Source organism: Porphyromonas levii DSM 23370 (assembly GCF_000379925.1).
GTDB classification, from domain to species: Bacteria; Bacteroidota; Bacteroidia; order Bacteroidales; family Porphyromonadaceae; genus Porphyromonas_A; species Porphyromonas_A levii.
Genome location: NZ_KB904322.1, coordinates 1 through 5,205 on the forward strand (window position 1 = coordinate 1; position 5,205 = coordinate 5,205).

Annotated in this window: 3 protein-coding genes and 1 pseudogene; 3 read left to right on the forward strand and 1 reads right to left on the reverse strand. The window is 38.4% G+C overall.

Translation table 11 applies throughout. The features are described 5' to 3' along the window. Positions 1-621: 621 nt before the first annotated feature. From A3GG_RS0111330 to A3GG_RS0111340, 3 genes are all read left to right on the forward strand, one after another. Positions 622-858: a hypothetical protein gene (locus tag A3GG_RS0111330; RefSeq protein ID WP_018359398.1), complete on the forward strand. Its 237-nt coding sequence runs from the start codon at positions 622-624 to the stop codon at positions 856-858. A gap of 193 nt (positions 859-1,051) precedes the next feature. Continuing rightward, complete coding sequence (locus tag A3GG_RS0111335; protein WP_018359399.1) at positions 1,052-1,807, forward strand: GLPGLI family protein; 756 nt, start codon at positions 1,052-1,054, stop codon at positions 1,805-1,807. 50 nt (positions 1,808-1,857) lie between these two features. Next, positions 1,858-4,557 carry a carboxypeptidase regulatory-like domain-containing protein gene (locus A3GG_RS0111340; protein WP_018359400.1) on the forward strand — a complete coding sequence of 900 codons (2,700 nt, stop codon included), beginning with the start codon at positions 1,858-1,860 and terminating at the stop codon, positions 4,555-4,557. A gap of 418 nt (positions 4,558-4,975) precedes the next feature. Here the strand turns inward: A3GG_RS0111340 and A3GG_RS13800 are convergent. After that, positions 4,976-5,205 (reverse strand): annotated as a pseudogene (locus tag A3GG_RS13800) (hypothetical protein); the annotation flags it as partial.

Consider the following 5,205-nt stretch of genomic DNA (forward strand, 5'->3'; position numbering starts at 1 on the left):
TCCACCCAAAAAGCAGTTACGACGGAAGCCACCAACATGCTAGGGGAAAAGGTGGTCCTCCGAATTTGTAGCGACCCACCACCAAACGCCAGAAAAATCTACCAAGNCCTAAACTATAAAACCCACCCATTTAGAAAAATCAAAATTTGTAGTACACAGTAACTCTTCAAAAAAAGACAACAACAATAATAACAGTCACTTACACTCCGACAGGGGTCAAACTTGGGATAAGTTTAATTTGTGGGTGGTTAGGTAGCAAGTGGCACCTAACCACCCACCTCTTTATTTGTGTAATATTTAAGCTCCCCTGAGGAGTCTGTGGAGCTTGCGGAACAGTCTCCGTAAAGGGAGCTATGGGAAGCAATGTCTGAGCGTGCGAGAGCGAGTGCGTGTCTTGGATAGTCAAAACGAAGTGTCCCTTGCAAAGGGTGCCATCAAGACACGGAAGCGAGCTAGAGTAGCAAGACTTTGCTTCCCATTTTGTGAAAGTATATTAGGTGTATTATACATTGACACTACAATTTATTCTGCATTTGGCAACATTGATTTTTTTTTAATACCTTTGTGGAACAGGGGGATGCACTACGCAATACCCTAAAAACTTTATAATACTATTTTAACATGAAAACAAAATTCTTTAAGGGTGCTTTGCCCGTGATTGCTAGTCTAGTACTTGGCTTCTCTGCCACCAATGCGACTGCCGCTGAAGTAGATCAGCCAGACAAGGACTGTTTGAAAACAACAGAAACAGTCCAAGTAGAGGAGAGTATTATCTATGACAAAAATGGGAACCCTGTTGGCATTGAACGCAAGGAAACTAAGACAATTACAATGGAATTGGTAGACTGTCCCAAGTAGTTAGTCTGTATTTTGTTGTCAATAAGCACAATACTATCAAATTAGTACTCTTTGAGTATGATATTGCAAACTATCCTGTGATGGTTTTGTATTGTTTAGTAGAGGGATGAGTGGTATAGGGGTTGTCTATAAATAGGTTTTCTCTAGCCACTCATCTTATAACAGAGTTATATTGAAGAAAGAGAATAATAGCATGAAAAAGATAATTTTGTTTACTTTATTTTTGAGTTTATGGCTTTTTGCCTTTGGACAGGAGAGGGAAAAAGTGCCACTCGTCACCTATTATCGATTCAACACAACTGAGGTGCAGGGAGATGACATCATTGAATATATAGGAAAAGGCAATAAACTATATCGTCAAAAGAATGATGCGAATGTCATAGAAAGTAATTATACTATGTGTATTATGGATGATATTTATGCAGTTGCACCATCATCCCAAGCTCTCAAGGGCGATAGTACTATCTTTTACGTACAAGGACCTGCTAGTTTTTATATTAACATGAGTTCAGGACTTTTGCAATATGTATGGGAAACTGGAGGGGAATATTTTGACATCAATTCTGTTCGAGATTCTATTCAATGGGAGATTACTTCTGAAAGGAAAGAGATTTTGGGTATCGCATGCCGAAAGGCAATTGGCACTTTAGATGACGGCTCAATTGCTACAGTATGGTATAGTGAGGAGATAGCTATCCCTTTTGGTCCGAATAGGATATGGGGCACTCCTGGCTTGGTGGTCACCCTTCAGCTTGGTGCATTTAATTATGTTCTTATAGGGGTGGAATACTGTGACAAAGTATCTGAGATTAAATATGTTTCAAGAGGGCAAAAGATGACAGAAGAAGAGTATGACAGATATGTTGAGGAACGAATAAAAAAATATGCGGAACCAGTTCAAGAGGGCAATACAACTCGAAGAATCATCATTTATAAAAAGCCTAACTAAATAACATAAGGCTATGTAGTTCCACCCCCCAATTCCATAGATTAATTAATATGAAATCGCTATCAATTATTATTAATCGTTTGTCACTAATACTGCTTTGTATTTCGCTGTGTCATTTCGTTTCTTATGGATTCTCTGATGGAGAATCCATAAGTGGACGTCTTGTGGATAAGCAAGGACGACCAATTCCCTTTGCCACGGTAGTACTTTCTCAAGATAGCTTATCACAAGATGTGGTAGCTCATACACTCTCAGATAGAGACGGTGCATTTTCCTTTAAGAACGCTTCCTTAGCTTCTGGGAAAGCTTGGCTTACGATTCGTTCTATAGGCTTTCACAAGCTCACAGTACCTGTTAGCAAGCAAATGCTGACAAACCTTCACATTCAAATGGAGGAGGATGTTACGGAGTTGCCCGATGTCGTTGTCAAAGGAGTCTCCCCCGATATGTACGCTAAAGGAGATACGGTAGTCTATAGGAGTCAGAATTATCGTATTGGTCATGAAAAAAGTATGGGTGATATAGTATCACGTATGCCTGGCGTACAAATCAATCCCTCAGGACTAGTTTATTTTCTTGGACGTCCGATAAGTAAGCTTTTAGTCAACGGATCCGATGTACTGACAAGCTCAATCGCCAGTAACTTAGAAACTTTTTCAAGTGACTTTGCGGATGAAGTAGAGGTAATCACCGATTATGACGACGGAAGCATTGATCAAAATATGAGGGGCGAGAAAAAAATTGCATTAAACCTTAAGACCCAAAAAACTCTACACTACAATGGATGGATAGACTTGGCTGGAGGTGTGAAAAAGAAATACAATACAAGAGCTTCCCTTATCTCTGTAGTTGATAAGCTTTCTTTCACTGGAAAGTTCAATGCCAATAACATTGGAGATAGATGGATTTTGTGGGGGGATTACAGTAACCTGACTTCAAGTTCTCACAGCTTTGGTGGGGAGGCTACCAATACAATTATCTATAATGCAGATGAGGCGGAAATGCTCATCCCGAATGCGAACATGTATGTGCGAAATGGAGGAGCAGGTGTACTATCTTTCATTTTCATGCCTAACAAGAAATATCGTATAGAACTTAACAATACACTCCATCGCAGTCAATCACAAAAACAATTCTTTTACGATCAATTATTCTTGCAAAATAACGCAAGCCTATTGGGTAATCAACAAACTTTAGATGAGAGCAGGCATCTATTATTTGGTGCACACCAGCTGGATCAACGATGGCTCCCAAACAAGTACTTTTCGATTGAAAATAGGACACGAATAGAGTATACTAACGGAGGAGCAGAAGAGTTTTCTGAAAATCTTTTGCGAGGTTATTCTAGTTCTCCGCATCTATTCAAAGATATTCACACAAGAGCCTACACTGGTATTGCTAATGACATTGAGATAAAGAAAGTGAAGGGGGGAACATTGCTTTTTATAGGGAACAAATCTTCATGGCGGCAGAACAAGAAGAATTCAGAATGGGATAGTAACGATAAAGACATGGGAGGAATAAAAATGCCAGAAACAACACCTCTCCTTTTGATGCCTTATCAACTAAATACTTCTGAGCATTCAAATAGAGTTGTTATGCAGAATTACCTTGGAGTTGCGACTCCTGTTATTTCCGATAATATTCTGCGTACTGAGCTAAGATACAACTATGATTATCGCATGATAGAACAAGAACAAGGGGTAATGAGTCCCCTCAAAGAATATAATGTCACACAACGACTATCTGCCTATCTAAGTTTAATGAAGAACCGAAGTGCATTCATATATAATCTATCCATTGAAGGAGGATGGCTAACTTTGAATCACTCCCTCAATAAAAAAATGTTTCACAAACGTTCCTCTTTTTTAACTCCTCGAATTGAATTGGGCTATCGTCCTTCTAATTTGCACAGGCTATTGCTTTCTAGCTCTTACGATATATTTTCCTATAGCGCAACGAGTTTATCTCAGATGGAGTATCAAAGTAGCTATCGTGGCGAAAGAAAAGCGAGTAAGGTAGACGACCCTTTCTATAGAGTGTGGAGTAGTACATTGGACTACTCTTATAGCAACTTAAAAAATAAACTATTCATCAATACCAATGTTAGCTACAGTACCATATTTAATGATGTAATGAGCAATTTAAGACAAGAAAGCATACGCTATATCCTTTTCTATACTGATGGTGGCAGAAGCGACAGATTGGTAGCAAAGTGTAATGGCTCCTATTCCTTGCCAAGTTCTCCACTTGACTTACAGATGAGCATAGGATACTCTATAAATTCTAACCAGTTCGTCTCAAATCAGGTTCATGACACGTTAAGGAGCCAAGAGTTTTCTGTTGCAACTGGCATACAAACTCGTTTTAGGTCATCTCCAATAAATGCTCTTATACACCTATCACTTTCGGAGATTAATCAAGAATATCAACAGAGACAGTGGACTCAGCGACACCATCTCGTAGGAGCCAATGGACAAGTCTACGGACATTATCAAAAACTAAGTATGAGGTTCTCCATGGGGCATCAATGGCTAAAATCATCTAACAAAGTTTGGCGTTTCTTAGACCTCGGTTTTTCTTTACGTTATAATATCCAAAAAGTTGTATTAGAGCTTAGGGGCAAGGATATTACGCATATTAGCAATAATCAATGGGTCGTGAATGATGCCACAATGGAATATATTGCTACTGCACTATATCAACAAATGCCTGGACATATCATGTTTTCTGTACACTATACTTTCTGAAATCAGTTGTTGAAAAGTTGTAATCAGATAAAAGTAGCATCGAAAAAAAATGATTAAATGACGGTACGCTATATTTTTATGGTAGTCATCGGGAATGATATTTTTTATGTACCACAGGAAGTTTATATTATTTAAACTATCAACTCATAGGATTAAAAATGCTTGTAAAAAAAAGGATGCTTGAGGATTTGATAACATCGTATCGGTTAGGTTTTATAAGGAAATCGATTGGAATTAAACTAAAATTAATGACCTCCGTCATCTAGATATGCAGAGGCTTTCACTTAATAAATATGCTAGCAATAATAGAATTATTGCTAGCTTTGTGGAGTATGATTTGAACCGAATAAAATATGTTTTTTATGACTAATAACAAACAATCTAAATAGAGCTTGCTGAATTAGGAGATGTGTTATTTTTAAAGAATTGAGACGCATGCAGGATATTGGCGAACCATTTGTAATTTTGGAGAAAAAAACGAAGGAAATAGGAGCGACAAAATAATGCGGATAAGTTCCCTGAGGAACGTTATCACATTTTTCGCTAAGAAAGACATAGCGACTGCTACCTCCGTTGTCTCTGGAAGTCGTGTCCTTATCCTAGCAGCTCCGTAGCGCATCTTCACCGTTCCGAAAGTCCCCTCTACCT